Source organism: Campylobacter concisus (genome assembly GCF_902460535.1).
In the GTDB taxonomy this organism is placed as follows: Bacteria; Campylobacterota; Campylobacteria; order Campylobacterales; family Campylobacteraceae; genus Campylobacter_A; species Campylobacter_A concisus_AS.
Window position 1 is genome coordinate 1 of sequence record NZ_CABPTV010000007.1, and the last position, 20,097, is coordinate 20,097.

The 20,097-nt window shown below is 38.8% G+C and carries 23 protein-coding genes and 1 pseudogene; 11 read left to right on the top strand and 13 right to left on the bottom strand.

Going from position 1 to position 20,097, the window contains the following annotated elements; genetic code table 11:
• The 10 genes from FZ945_RS06635 to rpiB all read right to left on the bottom strand — a co-directional run.
• Positions 1-535: LicD family protein (locus tag FZ945_RS06635; RefSeq protein WP_148803427.1), on the bottom strand; the 535-nt coding region annotated here is incomplete at its 3' end.
• On the bottom strand, positions 532-1,221 hold the full coding sequence (locus FZ945_RS06640; RefSeq protein WP_187424176.1) for an NTP transferase domain-containing protein: 690 nt from the start codon (positions 1,219-1,221) through the stop codon (positions 532-534). The genes FZ945_RS06635 and FZ945_RS06640, both read right to left, overlap by 4 nt.
• 7 nt (positions 1,222-1,228) lie before the next feature.
• Positions 1,229-2,101 (bottom strand): DMT family transporter, encoded by an 873-nt coding sequence (locus FZ945_RS06645; RefSeq protein WP_148803431.1) that lies wholly within the window; start codon positions 2,099-2,101, stop codon positions 1,229-1,231.
• Entirely contained in the window at positions 2,098-2,985 is an 888-nt protein-coding gene (locus FZ945_RS06650; protein WP_107937518.1) for a choline kinase family protein, read from the bottom strand. Before FZ945_RS06650 ends, FZ945_RS06645 begins: the two co-directional genes overlap by 4 nt.
• Before the next feature lie 72 nt (positions 2,986-3,057).
• Complete coding sequence (gene ychF, locus FZ945_RS06655) at positions 3,058-4,161, bottom strand: redox-regulated ATPase YchF (protein ID WP_107964915.1); 1,104 nt, start codon at positions 4,159-4,161, stop codon at positions 3,058-3,060.
• Positions 4,161-5,612 (bottom strand): leucyl aminopeptidase, encoded by a 1,452-nt coding sequence (locus FZ945_RS06660; RefSeq protein WP_148803433.1) that lies wholly within the window; start codon positions 5,610-5,612, stop codon positions 4,161-4,163. The genes ychF and FZ945_RS06660 overlap by 1 nt, the downstream gene beginning before the upstream one ends.
• Positions 5,593-6,198, bottom strand: coding sequence for a DedA family protein (locus FZ945_RS06665; RefSeq protein ID WP_054196332.1), 606 nt, complete (start codon positions 6,196-6,198; stop codon positions 5,593-5,595). Before FZ945_RS06665 ends, FZ945_RS06660 begins: the two co-directional genes overlap by 20 nt.
• 1 nt (position 6,199) lies before the next feature.
• A complete protein-coding gene (apt, locus tag FZ945_RS06670; RefSeq protein WP_148803435.1) occupies positions 6,200-6,748 on the bottom strand; it encodes an adenine phosphoribosyltransferase in 549 nt (182 codons plus the stop codon).
• Between the two features lie 20 nt (positions 6,749-6,768).
• Positions 6,769-7,101 (bottom strand): hypothetical protein, encoded by a 333-nt coding sequence (locus FZ945_RS06675; protein ID WP_002939538.1) that lies wholly within the window; start codon positions 7,099-7,101, stop codon positions 6,769-6,771.
• Positions 7,098-7,541: a ribose 5-phosphate isomerase B gene (gene rpiB, locus FZ945_RS06680; RefSeq protein WP_148803436.1), complete on the bottom strand. Its 444-nt coding sequence runs from the start codon at positions 7,539-7,541 to the stop codon at positions 7,098-7,100. Before rpiB ends, FZ945_RS06675 begins: the two co-directional genes overlap by 4 nt.
• A 110-nt stretch (positions 7,542-7,651) precedes the next feature.
• On the opposite strand from rpiB, the gene FZ945_RS06685 reads away from it, so the two are divergent.
• The gene (locus tag FZ945_RS06685; protein ID WP_148803438.1) at positions 7,652-9,037 is read left to right on the top strand and encodes a DUF4139 domain-containing protein; all 1,386 of its coding nucleotides are present in this window, start codon (positions 7,652-7,654) and stop codon (positions 9,035-9,037) included.
• An 18-nt stretch (positions 9,038-9,055) separates the two neighbouring features.
• Here FZ945_RS06685 and FZ945_RS06690 read toward each other — a convergent pair whose 3' ends face one another.
• Genes FZ945_RS06690 through folD form a run of 3 tightly spaced genes read right to left on the bottom strand, consistent with a single transcriptional unit; the run spans position 9,056 to position 11,467 of the window.
• Positions 9,056-9,712 carry a site-2 protease family protein gene (locus tag FZ945_RS06690; RefSeq protein WP_148803440.1) on the bottom strand — a complete coding sequence of 219 codons (657 nt, stop codon included), beginning with the start codon at positions 9,710-9,712 and terminating at the stop codon, positions 9,056-9,058.
• Positions 9,699-10,604 carry a signal peptidase I gene (gene lepB / locus FZ945_RS06695; RefSeq protein ID WP_148803442.1) on the bottom strand — a complete coding sequence of 302 codons (906 nt, stop codon included), beginning with the start codon at positions 10,602-10,604 and terminating at the stop codon, positions 9,699-9,701. The genes FZ945_RS06690 and lepB overlap by 14 nt, the downstream gene beginning before the upstream one ends.
• Before the next feature lie 11 nt (positions 10,605-10,615).
• Complete coding sequence (gene folD, locus FZ945_RS06700; protein WP_148803444.1) at positions 10,616-11,467, bottom strand: bifunctional methylenetetrahydrofolate dehydrogenase/methenyltetrahydrofolate cyclohydrolase FolD; 852 nt, start codon at positions 11,465-11,467, stop codon at positions 10,616-10,618.
• Between the two features lie 83 nt (positions 11,468-11,550).
• On the opposite strand from folD, the pseudogene FZ945_RS09875 reads away from it, so the two are divergent.
• From FZ945_RS09875 to FZ945_RS06750, 10 genes and pseudogenes are all read left to right on the top strand, one after another.
• Positions 11,551-11,886, top strand: a pseudogene (locus FZ945_RS09875) (c-type cytochrome); the annotation flags it as partial.
• 263 nt (positions 11,887-12,149) lie between these two features.
• Entirely contained in the window at positions 12,150-13,433 is a 1,284-nt protein-coding gene (gene hemL / locus FZ945_RS06710) for a glutamate-1-semialdehyde 2,1-aminomutase (protein WP_148803448.1), read from the top strand.
• Entirely contained in the window at positions 13,433-13,714 is a 282-nt protein-coding gene (locus tag FZ945_RS06715) for an AtpZ/AtpI family protein (protein WP_002939762.1), read from the top strand. Before hemL ends, FZ945_RS06715 begins: the two co-directional genes overlap by 1 nt.
• On the top strand, positions 13,698-14,216 hold the full coding sequence (locus tag FZ945_RS06720; protein WP_262367181.1) for a hypothetical protein: 519 nt from the start codon (positions 13,698-13,700) through the stop codon (positions 14,214-14,216). Before FZ945_RS06715 ends, FZ945_RS06720 begins: the two co-directional genes overlap by 17 nt.
• Positions 14,206-15,450, top strand: a complete 1,245-nt coding sequence (locus tag FZ945_RS06725; RefSeq protein WP_148803452.1) for an MFS transporter — start codon at positions 14,206-14,208, stop codon at positions 15,448-15,450. The genes FZ945_RS06720 and FZ945_RS06725 overlap by 11 nt, the downstream gene beginning before the upstream one ends.
• 3 nt (positions 15,451-15,453) lie before the next feature.
• On the top strand, positions 15,454-17,100 hold the full coding sequence (locus FZ945_RS06730; RefSeq protein WP_148803454.1) for a flagellar hook-length control protein FliK: 1,647 nt from the start codon (positions 15,454-15,456) through the stop codon (positions 17,098-17,100).
• Positions 17,097-17,363 carry a FlhB-like flagellar biosynthesis protein gene (locus tag FZ945_RS06735; protein ID WP_223227339.1) on the top strand — a complete coding sequence of 89 codons (267 nt, stop codon included), beginning with the start codon at positions 17,097-17,099 and terminating at the stop codon, positions 17,361-17,363. Before FZ945_RS06730 ends, FZ945_RS06735 begins: the two co-directional genes overlap by 4 nt.
• A gap of 67 nt (positions 17,364-17,430) precedes the next feature.
• Positions 17,431-19,131 carry a methyl-accepting chemotaxis protein gene (locus FZ945_RS06740; RefSeq protein WP_148803456.1) on the top strand — a complete coding sequence of 567 codons (1,701 nt, stop codon included), beginning with the start codon at positions 17,431-17,433 and terminating at the stop codon, positions 19,129-19,131.
• Positions 19,132-19,165: 34 nt separating this feature from the next.
• Entirely contained in the window at positions 19,166-19,732 is a 567-nt protein-coding gene (locus FZ945_RS06745) for a CheB methylesterase domain-containing protein (protein ID WP_021087663.1), read from the top strand.
• On the top strand, positions 19,722-20,097 hold a 376-nt coding region (locus FZ945_RS06750; protein ID WP_508610026.1), incomplete at its 3' end, for a protein-glutamate O-methyltransferase CheR. The genes FZ945_RS06745 and FZ945_RS06750, both read left to right, overlap by 11 nt.

Genomic DNA, 20,097 nt, shown 5'->3' on the forward strand with positions numbered 1-20,097 from the left:
TTATAAATTTATAGAATAAAAGTTTCGGAAAATTTGTAAAAGATTTTATAAAATTTCTACTCTTTTTGCCAGCTTTATTAAATGTATAAAAGCTTGTAAAGGAAAGTGCATGAACCAGTTTTTTTTGTGTTTTCATCCAATTGTCAGGTGAATCTACTATATTATCTAGTGGAAAAATATCTATAAAAATACCAAAACTTTTTGGGTGAGGTCTTAAATCATCTGAAGTTAATTTTCCTATAAATCTTTTTGAGCAAAGTTTTGCAAAATTAAAAATATAATCATCCTCGTAAAAGTCCAATACATAGTAGTCATCGGATTTTTTTAGAATTTTTATTAATTTTTCATAGTTTTTCCTTGTCATAAAGATATCAAAATCATCGTCCCATGGGATAAAGCCATTGTGTCTAACTGCGCCTATTAGAGTGCCATATGCAAGAGAATATTTTATGTCATTTTCTATGCAAATTTTGTGAATAAAATTTGCCATTTCAAGCATTATGCTTTTTGCTTCCTCTATTGAAATCTCTCTCATTTTAAAGTCTTTATCTTAAAATTTAATTCGTTTAAATCATCTATGTCATCAATCTCTGCAACTAGATTATTGTCTATATCTATAAATCCCATATTTATATTGTAAAGAGTATCTAATATCGCATTGTCATAGTATTTTTTAGGGTCCAAAAAAGACTCTTCACCTAAACTCTTTATGTGTTTTTTTATGATTTCGGCATCTTTTTTTACAAAAAAACTTATACCAAGTAGAGATGACTCTACTTTATTGCAAATTTCAACTCCTATAACTCTGTTATTATGCTTTTTTATAACCCACTCTTTTTTGTCGGTTTTTTTTCTAATTGTAGTAAAATAAGTTGAAATAGTTGGAATATGAAGAACATTCTTTAATAATACAACATCTGCATCTATTATAAAACTATCTGCAAAATATGGTAGAGCTAAGGAGAAAGATGATAAGTTGTTAAGTTTATCATAATTATTATTTTTAATTAATTCTACATTGAATTTGTCTTTTAGATATTCAAATTGCTCGCTTAAATATCCGGTAATTATATAAATTTCTTTTATATTTATTTCATGTAAAAACTTTATAGTTCTTTCAATATTTGGTACGCCTTCTATTTCAAAAAGTGCTTTATGCTTATTTTTTGTTAATTCTCTTAACCTAGATCCGAGCCCTGCTGCTAGTATAATTGCATTCATAATTACCCTATAAGTTACTTAACAATGAACCAGAAATTAAAATTATTGACAGTATTGTCTTTGCAAAAACCATCTTGGCTCCAAAAAAATAGCTTAACAAAATAGCCCAAAAACTATAAGAGATATTTAACCCCATAGCTCTGAGAGCCCCTATTTTTTGTATGCCAATATAATATAAAATATATGAAATTGTACCAAAAAATGAAGCCAATATAATTTTGCTAAGTTCTATGTCAATAGTTATGTTTCTTCCTAAATAAAAATCATCAAAAAACATAAAAAGAATAGCAAAACAAATTAAAAAGCAAGAAAAACTTATTCCTTGTCTTATGAAAAGAGCAAATTTTGTATCGATACTACCTTTTAATGCAATATTTATTATCACACATTCGGTTCCCCAACCAATAGCACACAGAAATCCAAATAATGTACCAAGAGCATTAAACTCAAAATACTCATACATGATAAAACATAAACAAATACTTGCAAAAACGGCAATCGTGATACCAAAGTAGCCTATTGGTTTTAGTCTATCTTTAAGGAAAAATTTTGATAAAACAATACTTATAATAGGATATAATGAACTAAAAAGTGCAGCTGTTGAGACTCCAGAGTAATAAATTGAAGCTATAAAAGACCCCATACCAATAAAACCTCCAAAAAAGGAGGCAGTTATTATAATTTTAATACTATTTTTTGGGATTTTGGTTATATTTTTAAAAGATCTAGAAATAATTAAATAAAATAGAATAAAAACAAAACTTAAGCCATCATGGAATATGGCAATAATAATACTAGGGACCTGCAAAAAGGACAAGAATATGCCGTCTAATGCCCACAAAAGTCCACTTGCTAACGCAGCAATATATCCTATATTCATATATTATATTTTAAAACCCTTTCTAATCTATTTTTTGCATACTCTAGGTACTCTTTTTTATTTTGGTTATCTAATTTTGCAAGCGTCCAAACTGTCCATAATATATCTTGGATATTTTTAAAAATTCCTATTTTTTGCCTATCTTGTTTATCTGCACTGTATAAACCAAGAAAATATTCTTCATCTTTTTTTGTAAAATTGTTTTCTAAAAATAGTGATGCAATGTCCCATAAAGGATCGTTAAGTCCTGAATATTCCCAATCTATTATATAAATTTTACCATTATCAAACAGTATATTTTCTGATACTAAGTCACCATGTGTCGGTTTTAAAAATAAATTTGATCCATACTTTGATTGGTTTATTTTGTATATATGTTTTTCCAGTTCTTTAAAAAAAATAATACTTTTTTCTAAATCGTCATTAAAAACATTTAAGTTTTCTTTTTTGACTAAGCGCAAATATTTATCTAATTCTAAAAAAGGATTAAATTCGTTTTGAAATTTTAAATTGCTTGTATGTAATTCACGAAGCCTTTTTACAATATCTTTTATATGTTCTTTGATTGTATTTGGCTTAAGCGTTTCTGCTCCTTTTAAAAATTTAGTTATTTTTATACCATTATTTTCATTAAAATATACAGTTGGTACGTTTAATCCGAAGTCAGAAGCTAAAATTTGATTTTTTATTTCCCAAAGTCTATTTATCATATTATTTGAATTTAATCCAGGAATTCTTAAAACATATTGGTTGTCTGGTTCATCGACATTTGAAGTTGTGATAAGAAAATTTGAGTTAGTCATTCCTCCTAGTGCCACTATATGTTGTGCTTTTTTATTTGTAATTTGATAAAAAATTTCTGAGACATTATCTGCTGTGAGCACAAACTTTCCTTTAATATTTTTAAAATTCAATAAGCATGAAATTTGATAAATTTAGCCCAAAAAGGGCTAAATTTAGACATTAAACCTAAAGTGCATCACGTCGCCATCTTGCACGATGTACTCTTTGCCCTCAAGTCTCATCTTGCCAGCCTCTTTGGCTCCGTTTTCGCCGCCATGTGCGATGTAGTCATCATAGCTTATAACTTCAGCTCTGATAAAGCCCCTCTCAAAGTCGTTGTGAATAACACTTGCTGCTTTTGGTGCTTTCCAGCCATTTGTGATCGTCCAAGCCCTAACTTCCACGACGCCAGCGGTGAAATAGCTTATCAAATTTAGCTTCGCAAAAGATGTTTTGATGATCTTTTCAAGGCCGCTCTCGCTCGTGCCAAGAGATGCTAAAAACTCGTGTGCCTCTTCGTCGCTTAGGCCGATTAGCTCCTCTTCGACCTTGGCGCAAAGCTTGATCACCTCGTGGTCTGAGGCTTTAGCATACTCTTTTAGCGCTTTTACAAATTTATTATCTTCGCTAAGCCCCTCTTCATCGACATTTGCGCCATAAACTACCTCTTTAGCGCTTAGAAGCCTTAGCTCTTTGTTTAGTGCTAAAAACGCCTCGCTATCTCTTTGCTCAAAGCTACTTGCGCTTTTGCCATCATTTAGGTGAGCTAGAAGCAAATTTGCTATCTCAAGTGCCTCTTTTGCGCCTTTTGCATTTGCTTTCGCCTCTCTTGTGAGCTTTTCTATCTTTTTGTTTAGCTGCTCGATGTCAGCTAGTATCAGCTCGGTTTGGATGATCTCGATGTCTCTTACTGGATCGACGCTACCCTCGACGTGAGTGATGTTTTCGTCTTCAAAGCAGCGAACGATGTGTAAAATAAGCTCGGTTTCTCTAATGTTTGATAGAAATTTATTGCCAAGTCCCTCGCCAGAGCTAGCCCCTTTTACGAGGCCTGCGATATCGACAAATTCGATGGTTGAGTATTGAATTTTATTAGGACTTACTATCTTTGCAAGCTCGTTTAGGCGTTTATCAGGCACTGGCACGATGGCTTTGTTTGGCTCGATAGTGCAAAACGGATAGTTCGCACTTTCTGCGTTTTGTGCCTTTGTAAGTGCGTTAAATGTTGTTGATTTGCCCACATTTGGTAGGCCTACTATTCCAACTGAAAGTCCCATCAATTCTCCTTGCTAAGTGCTTGTAAAAAGTATAAATTCATCCTAACGCCAGCTCCACTCGCACCTGCTTGGTTGTATCCCCAAGCCTTTTCGCGGTATGCTGGACCTGCGATATCAAGGTGTAGCCACTTATCTTTATACTCATCTTTGATAAATTTAGCTAAAAACATGCCAGCTGTGATCGCGCCGCCATATCTGCTTGAGGCGCAGTTGCTAACGTCTGCGATCTGGCTTTTGATAAGCTCGCTAAGATAAGGGTTAAAATCAAGCGTAGTCGCTAGCTCGCCACTATCTTTTATCTTGTTTTTAAACTCGCTTTTTAGGCTCTCGCTGTTGCCCATGATGCCAGTCGTGTACTCGCCAAGTCCTACGACGCAAGCGCCAGTTAGGGTTGCCATGTCGATTAGGATGTCTGGTCTAAAGTCCTGTGCGTAGCTTAGGCAGTCAGCCAGCACCAAACGTCCCTCTGCATCGGTGTTTCTCACCTCTATGCTAACGCCACTTCTTGAGATAAGCACGTCATCAGGTTTATAGGCGTTGCCGCCGATCATATTTTCAGTTGCGCCTAAAATGGCGTGAATTTCAAATGGTAAATTTAGCTCCGCAGAACCCTTTATGATGCCAAGTGCTGCTGCTGCGCCGCTTTTGTCTGATTTCATTGTTAGCATATAATCAGCCGGCTTCAAGCTAAGTCCGCCGCTATCGTATGTTAGCCCTTTGCCAACAAAGATGATGCGTTTTTTAGACTTTTTAGGCTTATAGGTTAGGTGGATGAGCCTTGGTTTATGCACGCTTGCGCGATTTACCGCCAAAAATGCGTTCATATTCTCTTTTGCTAGAAATTTCTCGTCATAGACCTCGCACTTTATGCTTGTGATGTTTTTGGCTAAATTTAAAGCGTCCTGCGCCATCTTTTGCGGTGTGTAAATTTCTGGGATTTCATTTACGATATCTTTTGTGAAATTTGTAGCGCTTGCTATTATCTCTGCCTCTTTAAAGCCCTCGTTTGCTGCCTTTAGATCGATCTTTTTGCCAGAAAATTCTTCAGTAGAAAAGATGACCTCTTTTAGGGTGTATCTCTCTTTTTTCTCTTTATATTTGTTAAATTCATAACTTCCAAGCAAAAAACCCTCAGCAAGTGCCTCAAAGCTTAGTTTTTGGCACTGCGCTACGTAAGAAGCTAGCTTTATGCTCTTGATGTTTAGCGACTTTAGTGCGTTATAAGCTTTAGCAGCCGCAACTCTAAGCTCGTCGAGATCAAGCTTAGAAAGTGGCACATAAGCCCTTTTTGCCTCACTTAGGATGAGGACGCTATCGCCTTTGTAATTATTAAATTTAATAGCCTCTTTATCGCCTATAAATTTATGTTTTAACTCCTTATCTACTACGAAAATTAGTTCAATATCAGCTTTTATATCTTTTAATTTCTTATCAACTATTTGAAACTGCATGTCTTCTATCTCTCCTTTCGTTTAAAATTTTATTTTCGATGCGCTTAAATGCATAGATCAAAAGCCCCATAAATATGGCAACCACTGGGATAGCGACGTACCAGTGCTCTTTTGCTTCTTGCAAAAGCACAAGTATATGCTCGCCAAGTATCCAAGCAGGTATGGTGGTGATCGCCGCCCAGCACCAAGCGCTGATCAAATTTATAAAGGCATATTTTTTAGCATCATAGCCGGTAAGTCCTATGCAAAGCGGTATGATGACACGAAAGCCATACATATAGCGTTGCAAAAAGATGATCGGCCAGCCGTATTTTTTCAGCATTATATGTGCCACTGCAAATTTTCTCCGCTGCGTGTGAAGCCTTTTTGCGATGTATTTTTTATTATAACGGCCAAGATAGAAGTAAATTTGATCTCCCACAAAGCCTCCAAGTCCAGCCACAAAGATAGCAAGTGCTATGTGCATATGCGTGGTGTGAGCGAGAATTCCAGCCATTATTAAGGCCATCTCGCCCTCCATGATACACCAGACAAAAAGTATGATGTAGCCGTACTCTTTAAGCAGTTCTATAAAAAACTCTTCCATTCTAAACCTCTAAAACGCTGTAAATTTTAGTAAGCGACTTTAGCTTTTCGCTACCTTTTAGATCGACTAGATCTATAAGAAAGCACGCTTCTACGCAGGTCGCGTTAGTTTGATTGATAAGCTCAACTGAAGCCTTTGCAGTGCCTCCTGTGGCTATGAGATCGTCCATCAAAAGCACTCTAGCACCCGCTTTTTCTCCAAAAGCATCGATGTGAATTTGCACTTCATCGACGCCGTATTCTAGGCTATATTTTTGAGAAAGCGTGATAAAAGGTAGTTTTTTTGGCTTGCGAATAGGCACAAAAGGCAGCCTTAGTCTTGCTGCAAGCGCCGCGCCAAAGATGAAGCCACGTGACTCGATGCCAGCTATGTAGTCAATCTTTGCGTCCTCATATCTAGCCACCAAATGGTCTATCAAAAAGTTAAATGCTTCTTTGTTATTTAACAGCGTCGTGATGTCGCGAAAGACTATGCCAGGCTTTGGAAAGTCGTTTATGCAGCGAATAGATTTTAGTAAAAATTCTTTGCCTTTTTGATCTAAAATTTTCATAAATTTCCTTAAATTTGAGGTTATAGTAGCGCTTCGATCTTGCCTTCAAGCTCACGAATTCGTTGTCTTAGCTTGTCGTTTTCTAAGCGGTACTGGGAGTTTCTTGTGCGAAGTGAGGTTACGTCGTTTTTAGTTTTGTTTAGCTCGTCTGTCAAGATGTCGATATTGCCTAGACTTCTTTGGAGTTGGATCTGAAATTTTCTTATGACGACCTCGGTATCTTGGAGGTTATTTTTCATAAAATCTTTTGTCGCACGCTCTTTTTTTAGAAGCGTTTTGAAGTAAAAAACCATGACGGTTAGGTAGATCGCAGCACAAACAAGAGCGGTAAAAACGATCCACTCGCCTATCATTTGCCTGCCTCAAGCTCTATTTTTTTGACTCTTCTTTCGTGTCTGCCGCCTGCAAACTCTGTCTTTAAAAAGGCTTCAACCGCCGAGATAGCCACGCCTGCGCCAATAACCCTTGCGCCAAAAGCGATCACGTTTGCGTCGTTGTGCTCTCTGGCAAGTCTAGCGGTAAATTCGTCGTGGCAAAGGGCGCATCTTACGTTTTCGTGCCTGTTTGCAGCTATTGATATACCTATGCCAGTGCCACAAACTAGCACGCCGTAGCAGTTAGGCTCAAGCTTGCTCGCTAGCAAATGCGCATAATCAGGGTAATCAACGCTATTTTTATCATTTGTGCCAAGATCAACTACTTCGTATCTAAGCCCTTTAATAGCCTCTTTAAGCTCGTTTTTTAGCTCAAAACCAGCGTGATCGCTAGCTAAGAAAACTTTATCTATCTTCATGAAAAGTCCGTTAAATTTTTTTGTTGATTATAGTCAAAGTTGCATTAAAATAAAATTTTACTCTCAGCCAAAATGAAGCTATAATTTACCAAAAATTTAAAGGAGAAAATGTGAAAAAAGCACTCTTTTTAGTGGCTTCTACGCTAGCCTTTGCAAATGAAAATCTAATAGAGATCTACACAGATCAAACCATCATCACTCAAAAATTTAGTGACGCAAACAGCTCTTTTAGCGCCTTTGTACCAGAGGGCGTGGAGAGTGAGAGCATCACTATAAATGGGGATTGTGACGCGAATGCTAATCTAAAAAAGATCAGCGAAGAAAATAGCCAAAGTTACATAAAATGGAAGCAAGAAGTTGTAAATTTAAATAATAAACTTGAGGCGCTAAATGCAAGAGGTAGGTTTATAGAGCAAGCTTTGATAGGAGAAAATAAAAGTAACGATGTGACAAAAAGAGCTGAGGAGTTTTATAAATTTAGCCTAGAAAATATCGAGAAAATTTCAGCTGCTAAAAGTGAGCTTGAAGCGCTTAATAAAAATGAGCCAAAGAGCGAGATGACTGGATTTTTACAGCTTGATATGAAATTTGCTTGCGACCCAAAAGAGGCGACGCTTTCATATATGGATGATGAGGCGCCAAAGACGCTAAATGAAATTTATGCAGATACAAAAAACAAAAATATCTTGATAAAACAAGAAATTTTGCTCACCAACCCATATGCTAGTGAAGTTGAAAATTTAAAGCTCGCTATATATCCAACCAGATATCAAAAGGCACTTGCTCCAAGCAAGTTTTACCCTTGGTATGAGGAGAGCGAGGCTGAAGCTGATGGTTACGGCGCTTCAAAAAATATGCTAAGAGCTGCGAAAGTCGCTGCTGAGGTCGCTGATATGCGTGTGCAAAGAGATGAGAATGAGTTTGCCAAAATTTGGAAGATAGATGGGATAAATTTAGCAAAAGGCGAGAGCAAATATATAACTTACGATACACAAAAAATGGATGCAAATTTTAGCGTTTTTGCTGATTTTTACGGCTCACTAAAGGCATATAACGTAGCTAGCTTTAAGCTAAATGACGATCTAACTCCAGCTAAAACGCAGTTTTATGTTAATGGTGTGAGTGTCGGTAGTCCAAGCGAGTTTGAGATGAAAGCTAAAGATGAGCCAGCACAGTTATTTTTAGGACAAAACGAGCTAATCGAGCTTAAAAAAGAGCGATTAAATAAATTTAAAAAGAGCTCGCTTCTTGGCAAAGACCGCATAAGCGAAGAGGGCTATGAGATAAGTGTCAAAAATAACTCAAGTAAAAGTGTAGATGTCACTTTGGTTGATCGCGTGCCAGTATCTGCTGACGAGGCTGTAAAGGTCGAGATAAAGGGCTTTGATAAAAAAGATATCAGCAAAGATGGCAAGGTGGAGCTTAAATTTAGCCTTGCGCCAAAAGAGGAATTTAAAAAAGAGTACTCTTATAAGATCACAAAGCCAAAAATTTAGAGCAAATTTGCTCTAAATTTAGCCATTTATAAAGGCGCTTGCGATATCTAAAACGTATCTTGTTGGATAAAAGATAGTATCTTTTAAAGGTGAAATGAGGATGATGATAAGGATGACAAATCCGTATCTTGAGATACCCTCAAGCTTTTCTGCCAGTGCGTGAAAGCCAAAATTTCTAAGTGCATACTCGAGCGCGTGAAAGCCGTCAAGTGGCGGGATCGGATAGAGGTTAAAGATGGCTAACATCAAATTTAAAAGCGCAAGCGTAAATAAAAACTGAAGTAAAACGTCAAAGGTTTCTATATTTAGCAAAGCCTTTAGCACAAAAAGCGATAAGACGCCTAGGATGATGTTGTAACAAATACCAGCTAGACTTACGTAGATAGCTGCCTTGTATCCGCCATTTCGCACGACTGTGTAGGTATTTACAGGCACTGGTTTTGCCCAGCCAAACATCATGCCAGTGCTTAGATAAAGTACCAGTGGCACGATGATAGTGCCAACAGGATCGATGTGTTTTATGGGATTTATGCTAAGTCTGCCAAGGCTTTTTGCGGTGTTGTCGCCAAATTTATAAGCGACATATCCGTGAGCGATCTCGTGGCCTACGATGGCGATTATTAAAGAGATGACGATAGTGGCGACCTTTATAGGATCAAAATTAGTGAAGTCCATCAACTTCTCCCTCTTTTAGAGCTTGTTTTGTGAAAAACTCATCATTTTCTATCGTATCTACAAAGCGTCCGATACGCTCCCAGCGCACATTGTAGTTATTGTCCCAGCTAAAATAAATAAACCAAGGCTGACCGACTATGTCCTTGTAAGCGACACTTCCCCAAAAACGGCTGTCGTTTGAGTGATCGCGGTTGTCGCCTATCATAAAGTATTCATCTTTTGGCACTTTTACGTAAAATGCATTAAAGTTAAAATTTGGATTTTGCGGTAGTGAGCTAATGAGCGCTGGCTTCATAAAAACGTTTGATTTGTTTGTATTTAGCATGAAAACCATCTGCTCAAATAAATTTACATTTTCGTCGTAATGGATGCCACTAAATCTATACGGCTCTTTTATGAAAAGTTTGCCATCAAGCTCGGCTATGTCGCTGCATGAGTAGCCAAATTTACTCTCTTTGCCATTTAAATTTTCACGGCAGTTTGCCTTTATGAAGCTATCTCCCTCTTTTGGGCGCAGATAGAGGGCTTTTTCAGTAAAAACGATCTCGTCTTCGCTAGTTGCAAAGCAGCGCTTTACAAAGTGAGTTTTCTCATCGTTTGGATAGCGAAAAACGACTATATCGCCCCTTGCAGGACCATCGCCAGTTATAAGGTGACCATTGTTATGTAGCTCAGGTAAAATTTTCACCTCAAGCCAAGGAATTCTTGGTGTTGGTATGCCATAAACATACTTTTTAGCAAATAAAAAATCCCCAACCAAAAGTGTGTTTTTCATCGAACCAGACGGGATCACAAAGGCTTGAGCTACAAAGAAAATGACAAGCAAAACGATGATAACCGTGCCTGTCCAGCTCGAGCAAAAGTCATAAAATTTAGTAAAAGCTCTCTTCATTATCTCACTCTTTAATTTTTAGCTATCTTTGCTTGTGCAGCAAGGATGGTGTTGTTTAAAAGCATGGCTATGGTCATAGGGCCCACGCCGCCAGGAACAGGCGTGATATATGAGCATTTTGGTGCGACCTCTTCAAAATCCACATCGCCCACAAGCCTGCCATCATTAAGTCTGTTTATGCCCACATCAACGACTACCGCGCCTTCTTTTATCATATCAGCCTTTAAGAAAAATGGCTTGCCAATGGCTGCAACTATGAGGTCAGCATTTTTGCAAATTTCTTTTAAATTTTTAGTCTTGCTATGCGTCACAGTAACCGTTGCAGAGGCGTTTAGGAATAAATTTGCCATAGGCTTGCCAACGATATTACTTCTACCTATAACAACCGCGTTTAGCCCAGCCACGTCAATGCCATACTCTTTTAAAATTTCCATCACACCAAGCGGTGTGCAAGGCACAAAACCATCAAGTCCGCTAACAAGTTTGCCAACATTTACAGCGTGAAAGCCATCTACATCTTTTCGTGGATCGATCGCTGCGAGCACGACATTTGTATCGATATGCTTTGGCAGTGGCAGCTGAACCAAGATGCCATGGATGCTATCGTCTAAATTTAGCACGTTTATAAGGGCAAGTAGCTCGTTTTGGGTTGTATTTTCGCTTAGACGGTGAGCCACGCTTTTTATGCCGTATTCGTTGCAGGCTTTCTCTTTGGCTCTAACGTATGTTTGAGATGCCTTATCTTCGCCGACCAAGACGACGGTCAAGGTTGGCTCGACACCAAATTTCTTTAGCTCATCAGCTCTTACTTTTACGCTTTCTTTGACCTTTAAAGATACGGCTTTTCCGTCTAAAATTTTCATATTTGATCCTTACTTAAAAGCTTTTTTAATCACAAGGGTGGTATCATACCTAAAAATAAATTAAATTTTTAAAAGAGAGGTTTATGAGGTCTGTTTTTTTGATTTTGCTTTTTTGCGTGGCGATTTTTGGTGCTGATTTTATCACAAAGACCGAGTACGCCAAGATGCTCTACCTAAATCCACGTGGCATAGGATGTGACAAATGTCACGGCGCAAAGGGCGAGGGCAGCCTGATCTCTAAATACAAGCACTTTGATAAAAAGGCAAACAAAACAGTAGATGATGAGCTTAGAGCGCCAAAGATAAATGATATAGACTTTGAAAGCTTTAAAGCCGCTCTAACAAAGCCAAAAGGGGTCATGCCAAGCTACTTTTTAACAGACGAGGAGACGACTATACTTTATGAATACATCACAAATCAGATGAAACCTCCTGCAAAAGCGCCAAAATCGCAAAATTTAGCCAAGCCAGCCGCACCTGCTGCTACGCAAAAACAGCCTGAATCCACTAAAACTGCGCCTGTTGCAAAGCCAGTAGAGCCAGCAAAGAGTGCCCCTACTAAGCCAGCTGATCCTGCTAAAGCGACCGCTACTCAAGGTGCAAAAACACCAGCAAAACCAGCAATAAATCAAAAAGATAATCAAAAGACAAATTTAAAAACACAAAATCAAAAGGATAAAAAATGACAAATAAAGAGGCATTTAGCGAAGCTAAAAAATATATCCCAGGCGGCGTAAATTCACCTGTTCGTGCATTTGGCAGCGTTGGTGGAGAGCCTGTGATGATAGATCATGCTAGGGGTGCTTATCTATACGACGTCGAGGGCAAAAAATACCTTGACTTCATCCAAAGCTGGGGTCCGCTCATCTTTGGTCACTGCGACAAAGATATCGAAGAGGCGATCATCTCTGCTGTAAAACAAGGCGTCTCTTACGGCGCTCCCTCTCCAAAAGAGACCGCTCTAGCAAAACTAATATGTGATGAGTTTAAACAAATAGATAAAATTCGCTTCGTTAGCTCTGGCACGGAGGCTACTATGAGCGCTATCAGAGTGGCTAGAGGATATGCTAAAAAAGACGGACTTATCAAATTTGAAGGCTGCTACCACGGACACAGCGATGCACTCCTTATCAAAGCAGGAAGTGGCGCTACGACATACGGTAACGCTTCAAGTGGCGGCGTGCCACAAGACGTTGTGAAAAATACATTTTTAGCTATCTACAACGATATAGAGAGCGTAAAAGCCATCTTTGAAAATAACAAAGACAAAATAGGCGTCGTCATAATCGAGCCTATCGCTGGAAATATGGGGCTTGTGCCAGCTGATAAGAAATTCTTGCAGGAGCTTAGGGCGCTTTGCGATAAATTTGGCGCAGTGCTTATACTTGATGAAGTTATGAGCGGTTTTAGAGCTTCTCGCCTTGGTTCATATCCATTTCACGAAGTAGATGCCGATCTTGTCACATTTGGCAAAGTTATAGGCGGAGGCATGAACGTCGCTGCATTTGGTGGTAAGGCTAAGATCATGGACTGCTTAAGTCCAGAGGGCGCTGTATATCAAGCAGGTACGCTAAGTGGCAACCCAGTGGCGATGAGCGCTGGTATAGCGGCTATTTCTAAGATAAATAGCGATGTAAATTTATACGCCAGACTTGAAAAACTAGCTAAAAAACTAATGGACGGCTTTAAAGAGGCAGCAAAAAGCGCTGGTATCGCTATACAAACCGAGGTTCGTGGCTCTATGTTTGGCTACTTTTTTACAGAGCATGCCGTGAAAAACTACGACGATGCGCTAAAGAGCGACACAAAACTCTTTGCTAAATTTCATCAAGCGATGCTTAGGCGCGGAATTTATCTAGCACCAAGTCAGTTTGAGACGGGATTTATCTGCGATGCGATGAGTGAAGCGGATATCGACCTAGCGGTAAATGCAGCCAAAGAGGCATTTTTGGAGATAAAAGCTTAATGGCAAAATTTAAGATAAAAGATATCGTAGCAGGTGCAGAGCAGCTAAGCCTTGGCATATCGATGGTCGTGGCTGTGGTGATCGGCACTGGGCTGGGGTATCTTGTAAAAAAGGCTACAAATTTCACGCCAGCGCTTTGGATAGGGCTTGCCTTTGGCATTGCAGCTGCCATTTTAAATGTCTATAAAGCCTACAAAGCGCAGGTTAAAAGCCTAGATGAGCTAAAGGACGAGACAAGATATAAAGGCTATAAAAAAGACGATGATGACGAGGACGATTAGCAGGCTTTTTATTTGCTACTTTGCGCTTTGGCTAGCCCTTAGCGTGGTTGGCAAATTTATATCAAATCAATTTTTTATAAGCTCGCAAATTTCATTTTTTGCCTCGCTTATCATCCTAACGGCTAGCTTTTTTGCCTATAAAAACCGCATAAACTCGAGGCTAGAAAATGCAAGAGAGGAAATTTTAGCCAAGATAGAAGAAGAGGACGAAGAAGATGATGAAATTTTGCCCAAGAATGAGGCAAAAGAATTTAGCCTAAAAGATGAAAAAGCAAGGCTAAAAAAGCAGAAATTTTCATTTAAAGATAGGAGTTTTGTGGCGGCATTTATGCCATATCGCTTGGTTGCGTATGCGATACTTTTTTTTGGATTTATATTTTTAAAAAATGAAAATTTACTAAACGTGCCTGGCTTTTTAGTGGGGCTTGCTCCGATGCCTATTGGAGCTTTTATCTTTGGGATAATGCAAAATAATTTAAAAAAGGACGCAGATGGCAAGTAGCTTTAGGATCATTCGCTCGATGGGACCGCTATTTTTAGGTATGAGCCTACTTTTTATAGGCAATGGCCTAGTCATCGCATCTTGTAGTGCGCTTCTTAAACAAAATGGCGTAGGCGAGCTTGCGATTGGACTAATTAACACTGGATTTTTCATAGGAGCGTTAATTAGCACGATCACAGCGCACAGGATCATCTCAACCACCGGCCACATCAGAGCTTTTGCTATCTTTTCAGCTATATTTGCAGTCTCAGCCATGCTTCACGCCATAAGTGAAAATTTGATCTTTTGGGCGATTTTGCGAGCCTTTTTGGGATATTGCTACTACGCACTTTTGATGGTTATAGAAAGCTGGCTAAACGCTAAGATCCCAAACAAGATAAGATCACGCGTTATCGCCTTTTACGAGTGCGTTTTCTACACGAGCTTTGGACTTGGAATTTTGATCTTAGCGCTTGATCTTAGCGCATTTGAAATTTTCATCATCAGTGCAGCCTTTATCATGCTCTCAAGCATACCTTTAAATTTAATCCGCATCAACCAGCCTCAAATCCCGCAGCGCCAACCCATAAACATCCCAAAAATTTTTGGTATCGTCCCGCTAGCACTCGTGGGAGCGCTCGTTGCAGGACTTGCGATAAATGGCTTTTTTTCTATGGCAAGCCTCTTTGTCTTACTTCAAGGATATAGCGCAAAAGAGGCGTCCTTTTTTATGACCATAGCGATGGCTGGGGGCTTTTTGGCTCAAACATTTATCGGAGGCTTTTCAGATAAATATGGCAGACGCCCAGCGCTCTTGCTTTGTAGCGTTGTATCTTTAATCAGTGCGGTTTTATTTTTGCTAAATGGCTCAAATTTGATCGTTCAATACGTACTTTCATTTTTCTTTGGCGGCGGCATTTTTTGCACATACGGACTTTCGCTTGCTAGGGCAAATGACGAGATCACAGACAAGACAAAGAGCGTCCAAGTGGCACGCGCGCTGCTTTTTAGCTACTCTTTTGCCTCGCTTTTCTCGCCGCTTCTTATGAGCTATGCGATGAAAATTTTTGGCGCATTTGGCTTCATCTATGTCTATTTAGTGCTTTATGTTGGGCTCATTTTATTTGCGCTAACGCAAAAAACCATACCGCAGCACATGAGAAAAGACTACAACGACAGGCTCGTTGCAAGGACGGCTGGCATCGCGACTATTCATCAAAATGGCAATTTTGCCGATAGAGAAAATAAAAAGTAGAAAATGGACGTAGCAAATTCTCTAAATATATCAAACACCTCGGTTCAAACTGGGCAAAACGCCGCCCAAAACGCGCCTGTTCGTAAAAATGAAGGCTCGCTTTTTAAAAATCAGCCAGCTGGGACGCCAAGTGAGCAGACCATCTCAAATGCTCTTGATAACGTTGGTAAGCTAGTTGCAAGGGTGCTTGATGATCTAAAAAGCGCTTCAAGCCTTAGTAAAGCTGAGCAAATTTTATCTCAGGCAAAAGATACTAAGATCGCTCCAAATTTAGCTAGCGAGCTATCTGATCTTGCAAAAAGCCTAGAGGCAGAAGCTGCGCAAAATGAAAGCGCTGAGATAAAGAGCCTTGCACTAAAACTAAAAGAATTTCTAAAGCCAATAGCCGACCTAAAAACTGGCTCGCTAAATGATCAGATCAAAAACTCAGGCGTCATGCTTGAAGCAAATTTAAAAGATGCGCTTACCCCAGAGAAGCTGCCAAGCTCGATACAAAAGCTACTAAGCGATATAAAAAATCTCTCAAATCAAAATTTACTTAGTCAAATTTTAACTCTAAATGATGAGAGCTTGGATAATCAAAACTCATTTATGAAGCTCACCTCCATGCTTGAAAAAGCGAGTAGCGATGCTAAAAATCTCCTTGATAACTCAAGCATAAAAACGCTTTTAAAAGATGTGGATAAGCTTGATAATGTGGCTAAATTTCTTGATAAAAACTTCTCAAAAGAGCAAAGCGCAGATATGGTAAAAAGCCAGATCGGCAAGATGGAGAATTTCATCTCAAATTTAAGCGAAAAGGTAGCAAATTTAGCGAGTGAAAAGCTAAATCAAAGTGTGGCTTTTAGCTCAAACCACAAAGAGCTAAAAGCTATCCTTGAAAACCTAAAAAACGATCTAAAAATGCTAAATAACATAGGCGATGAGGCTGGGCTTGTAAAGGCATTTAACGAGGTTAGCGACGTCTCAAAAGAGGGCAGCTTGCAAGATAAGCTCCAAAGTGCGGCAAGACGTCTCGCTCATAGCCTAAGCCTAGCAGATCCAGAAGCAAGTGCGGCTAAAAGCGATCTAGCTGAGAGTAAGACGCTTTTAAAGCAACTAAAACTTGCTACAAACGATATAAACAACATCACGACAAAGAGCGGCAGTGAAATTTCAAAGGTGCTAAATCAAGATGTAAAAAGCACGCTTTTAAACATAAGCGAAAAGAGCCAAAACGCCCAAACTGTAAATGCTGCAAACAAGATGATCTCTCAAATAGAAATGCATCAGATGGTCTCAAGCCTGCAAGGAGGCATACAAACTTATATGCCTTATATCTGGGACGGCGTGGAGGGCGGAAATGTCGCGTTTAAACAGGGCAAAAAGGATAAATTTTATGCCCAGATCGATCTAAATTTTAAGAAATTTGGCCAGATAAATGTGATGGTGGGGCTTGTGGATAAACGCTATATTGATCTATCGGTGGCAACGCAGACAAATGAGTTTAAAGAGCTCATTTTATCTAGCTCAAGCGAGCTAAAGCAAGCGATCTCAAAGCTTGGGCTGATCGTTTCAAATTTTAACATCAAAACCTTGCCAAAGGTAAAGTTAAACGATAGATTTAAAAATTTTGGCGGCCTTGATGTGGGCTTTGATAAGAAAATTTGATGCAAGTAAATAAGAAAAAAGCCGTCGCTCTTGGCTACAACAGGTCGCAAGATAACGCTCCAAAGGTGCTTGCAAGCGGTGCTGGCGAGATAGCAAACAAGATAATAAGCCTTGCAAAAGAGCACGATATACCGATCAAAGAGGATCCTGATCTCATTGAAATTTTAAGCAAGGTCGAGGTCGATCAAGAGATACCGCCAAATTTATATAAAGCGGTGGCTGAGATATTTAGCTTTTTATATAAGATCACAAATAAAAAGTAAATATTTTACTTTTAATGGTGTTATAATCTCAAAATTAAGGAAATTTAAACATTAAAAAGGAGGTATTATGAAAATTTCATCAAAAGTGACGATGATGATTGTCTCGTCCCTACTGGTGCTTGGAGCCATCTTAGTCTTTCTAAACATTTACGAACAAAACAAAGCGATAGAATTTTCTACCAAACAGCTGACTGAAAAGGTCTTAGCCGACAAAAGGGCAGCTTTAAGTGAAGAGATGGATATCGTTTCAAACATTTTGCTAAAAATTCAAGAGGTCTATGACGACGCAAACGAGACCATTGAAGATCAAAAAGAAGATATCATCGACTATCTCTCAAAAGCTAGATTTGGCGATGATAAAAAGGGATACTTTAGTATCTACACTACAAAAGGTGTGGTTATCTCTAGTCCTGGAGTGCCTGAGTATAACGGCCTTGATAGACTTGAAGCAACTGATGCAGATGGCTATAAATACATAAAAGATCTCATGCAAAAAGCCTCAGAAAATAGCGAGGGCGCTTTTGTAAATTTTGTGGCTAAGTCAAAAGATGGCTCAACTACCAGAAAGATAGGAAAAGGGCTAAAACTAAGCCTCTTTCATGAAGATGTAGTGCTGATGTCTGTTGTTGGTCTTGAGGGCATGTATAAAGAGATAGATAAAATTTCAGCTACCATGCAAAATGATGCCAATGCAAACACTACAAATTTCATCGTCATAGCCGTCGTAGTTTTAATCATCTCACTAATAGTTGCCATGCTCTACTCTAAATTTTCTATCACAAAACCGCTAAATGAGCTAATCTTGCGAGCTACAAACCTCTCAAGTGGCGATGGCGATCTAACAAGAAAGCTGGAAGTCGTTGGCAAAGATGAGATAGCAAAAGCCAGCGAGGCTATAAATAAATTTATAGAAAAAGTAAGGGTTTTAATCGCCGAGGCAAAAGATATCTCAAATGAAAACAGCTCCATCGCAAATGAGCTTAGCTCAACCTCAGTCCAAACTGGTCGCGGGGTAGAAAACTCAAGCAAGATAGTTGAGGATGCTGGGAAGGATTGCACTGAGATACAATCATATATGAAAGAGTCAATCGAAGTTGCAAAAGGCGGCAAAGATGATCTTCAAAAGGCGCTAACCTACGTTGATGAGACGCTAAATACCATCTCAAATTTATCTTCAGAGATCGCTCAGACATCTGATATAGAAAATCAAATGGCTGGCAAGATCAAGCAGCTTAGCCGAGATGCTGAGCAGGTAAAATCAGTCCTTGTTGTTATCAACGACATAGCAGATCAGACAAATTTACTAGCCCTTAATGCAGCCATCGAAGCAGCACGTGCAGGTGAGCATGGACGTGGCTTTGCAGTTGTTGCAGATGAGGTTAGAAAGCTAGCTGAGCGCACTCAAAAGAGCCTCACTGAGATAAATGCAACTATCAACGTCATCGTTCAAGCGATAAATGAAAGTAGCGAGCAAATGAGTATAAATTCTAAACAAATAAGCGAGCTAACAGGCGTGGCAAACAACGCGCAAAACACCATAAGAGATATGAGTGGTATCATGAGATCAGCCATAGGACTATCTGATAAAACTATCGAGGACTATATAAAGACTGGCAAGGATATTGACGATATAGTAAAAAGCATGGAGGGCATAAGTCAAATTTCATCTCAAAGTGCAAGAAGCGTAGAAGAGATAGCTTCAGCTGCTGAGCATCTAAACAAGATGACAGATACGCTAAATGCAAAACTTGGCGAATTTAGAACTTGATTTGTGTGGTAAATTTTAAATTTAAAGGCAATTAGTGGCTCAAAAACTGGTCTTAATAGGGGCTTCTACAGGAGGCCCAGGTCATATAAAAAAACTATTAAAAGATATAAATTTAAATGGTGCGATGGTCGTCATAGCTCAGCATATGAATAAGATGTTTATAAACTCATTTGTCACGCAAATGGGCAGGGAGTGCAATATAAATGTTGAAATTCTAAGCGAAAAGACAAATTTAAGAGAAAATATCGTCTATATCTGTGATCAAAATTTTGAAATTTCAGCGACTTTGCCAGTTAGTGCAAAGCCACAACCTGAGATAAAAACGATATATACGCCAAATGTTGATGTGCTTTTTAACTCAGGCACACAGATCTCCAAAAATGTAAATTTACTTGCGATCTTGCTAACTGGCATCGGCGATGATGGCGCAGCTGGACTTGATAAGCTCTATAAAGCAGGCGCAAAATGCATAGCTGAAAATGAAGAGAGCGCGATAGTTTATGGCATGCCAAAGCGTGCTAAAGAGCTAAATCAAAATTTAAAATCGTTAAATTTAATGATGATAAGAAAAGAGCTTGAGGAGTTTTTAAATGCTTTTTAACAAAGTGGATAAACAAAGCGAAGTTTTAGAGGCAAAAGCACCAAGCGACATGGATGGATTTAACGAATTTATGAGCACTATAAAGACGCTTTGCGGGGTCGATCTAGAGCCAAAGAGGGATATCACTCTGCAAAGAGTTAGTATATTTGCTAAAAATCGCCAGATAAAAAGCTTTAAAGATCTAGTTTCGATGATAAGATTTGACACGCTGCTTAGGCAAGATCTTTTAAATTTAGTCACCGTAAATGAGACATATTTTTATAGAGAGCTAGCACAGCTAAAAGACGTGATCTACTACGCAAAAGAGCTTGGGGAGGCTAGAATTTTATGTGCGCCTTGCTCAACTGGCGATGAGACCTATTCGC